The sequence below is a fragment of the Psychrobacter sp. 1U2 genome, assembly GCF_051847575.1.
Window position 1 is genome coordinate 1 of the sequence record NZ_JBPYDC010000074.1, and the last position, 2,103, is coordinate 2,103.

The following is a 2,103-nucleotide window of genomic DNA, read 5'->3' on the forward strand; positions in this document are numbered from 1 at the left end:
TTTTTGGCTTTGGCAGAGGACTTTAGGCCAAGCTCACTCATAGCATAGACGATGCGGCGCTGGACAGGTTTGAGGCCATCGGCAATATTTGGCAGTGCACGATCCATGATGACGTACATGGCATAGTTTAGGTAAGCTTGTTCAGTGAATTCCGCCACTGAACGGGTATCCATTGGCTCACTTGGGAGAATGGGAGCAATCGTATTATCAATAACATCGGACATAAAGTAGGTTTCGCTTCTGTGTTTTTAATTAGTATGGTTTGTATAGCACATATTATGTGCCGCACTGCATTGGCGCAAAATTAATATAAGAATAAGGTAGCGTTATCCTAAAGGATATTACATCAATTAAAAAGGGATAATCTAGAATAGACGACAGGTCATGACGTGCTGATATAGGCTGATATAGTAGTGCCCACTATATACGAGCTTACGATGCATACGTCGTCATGTAGTAATATTCGAGTAACATTATAGGAGAGTAACTCGCTATTTTATGCTAAAAATCGATGTAAAAAACGCTCAAATTTATCATGAATACTATTGATTTAATAGAGAATAATAAACGTCAAGTAACTTTGCGAACTCTGGTGCCAATATTTTGTATTGAGTAGTGTGTATAAAGTGTGTATGTTAAAGAACAAAGGGGTATTTACCACTGAATGCGTCAATTCATTAGGAGAAACAAGATTATGGATGATCAAGTCAATTTAACCCGTCGTAACGACAAAGTCTGGCTCAAAACTTATGAAGCGCTTGGGCTAACGTACGATATTGACATGCCAAGCGATGACACCTCACTGATTGATATCTTTGAGCAAAGCTTTCTTAAGCACGGCGATAAGACGGCATTCGTTTGCATGGGTTCTTCGATCAGTTTTAAAGAAGTAGACTTATATAGCCGTCAAGTTGCCGCTTATTTACAATTACTTGGGCTGGTCAAAGGCGATAAAGTTGCAGTCATGATGCCCAATATTTTACAGCTGCCCGTTACCGTCATTGGCGTACTGCGAGCAGGTCTCACCTTAGTCAATGTCAATCCACTATATACCAGTCGCGAGCTATCACATCAGCTACATGATAGCGGGGCCAAAGCATTATTCATCGTTGAAAATTTTGCCAAAACTTATCAAGACGCTGAAGATAAAGGCCAAGTAGAGCATGTGATTGTCTGTAAGATTGGTGACATGCTGGGCTCAGTCAAAGGGAGGGTGGTCAATCTAGTTGCACGCCATATCAAAAAGATGATTCCAGCGTATAATTTGCCTAATAGCACAAGCTTTAAACAAGCGCTAGGAGCGGTATCTGCCAGCAAATATAAGCGTCCCGACTTATCATTGGATGATGTGGCGTTGTTACAATATACTGGCGGTACGACAGGTGTGGCGAAGGGTGCTATGCTGTCACATGGTAACTTAGTTGCCAACATGCTACAGATCAGCGTGCTTATCAATAGTGCTTTTGAAGATGACATCAATAGCGACGATGTGATCTTGACCGCTTTACCGTTGTATCATGTGTTCTCATTTATGGTCTGCGGCATGTATGGCATGTATCAAGGTTTTACAGGCCTATTAATACCGAATCCGCGCGATTTAGACGGTTTGATCAAAGAGATGGATAAATATAAACCATCATTTATTCCTGCTGTAAATACCTTGTTTAATGGCTTGGTGCATAAAGACAGCTTTGCCAAATTAGATTTTTCCAATCTTAAAGCAGCTATTGGCGGCGGTATGTCAGTATTGCCAAGCGTGGCAAAAGAGTGGCATAAAATCACAGGTCTGCCTATTGTAGAAGGTTATGGTCTATCGGAAACCTCGCCCGTGGTCGCTTTTAACCCGATGACTATTGCAGAGTTTACAGGCAAGATTGGTATTCCAGCATCTAGTACTGATATTGTACTAATTGATGAAGAAGAAAACGAAGTCGCTATTGGTGAGCGCGGTGAGATTTGTGTCAAGGGGCCACAGGTGATGATCGGCTACCAAAATCGTCCTGATGAGACAGCCAACACCTTCACAAAAACCGGTTACCTAAAAACAGGTGATATCGGTATCATGGACGAAAAAGGCTTTATCAAGATTGTCGATCGTAAAAA

Annotated in this window: 2 protein-coding genes; one reads left to right on the forward strand and one right to left on the reverse strand. The window is 41.6% G+C overall.

The features are described from left to right. On the reverse strand, nucleotides 1-173 hold a 173-nt coding region (locus ACS8FD_RS13230), incomplete at its 3' end, for a DNA gyrase subunit A (protein ID WP_439276228.1). A gap of 521 nt (nucleotides 174-694) precedes the next feature. Between ACS8FD_RS13230 and ACS8FD_RS13235 the strand changes: the two genes are divergently transcribed. After that, nucleotides 695-2,103 (forward strand): AMP-binding protein (locus tag ACS8FD_RS13235; protein ID WP_439276227.1); only part of this gene is annotated, 1,409 nt, incomplete at its 3' end.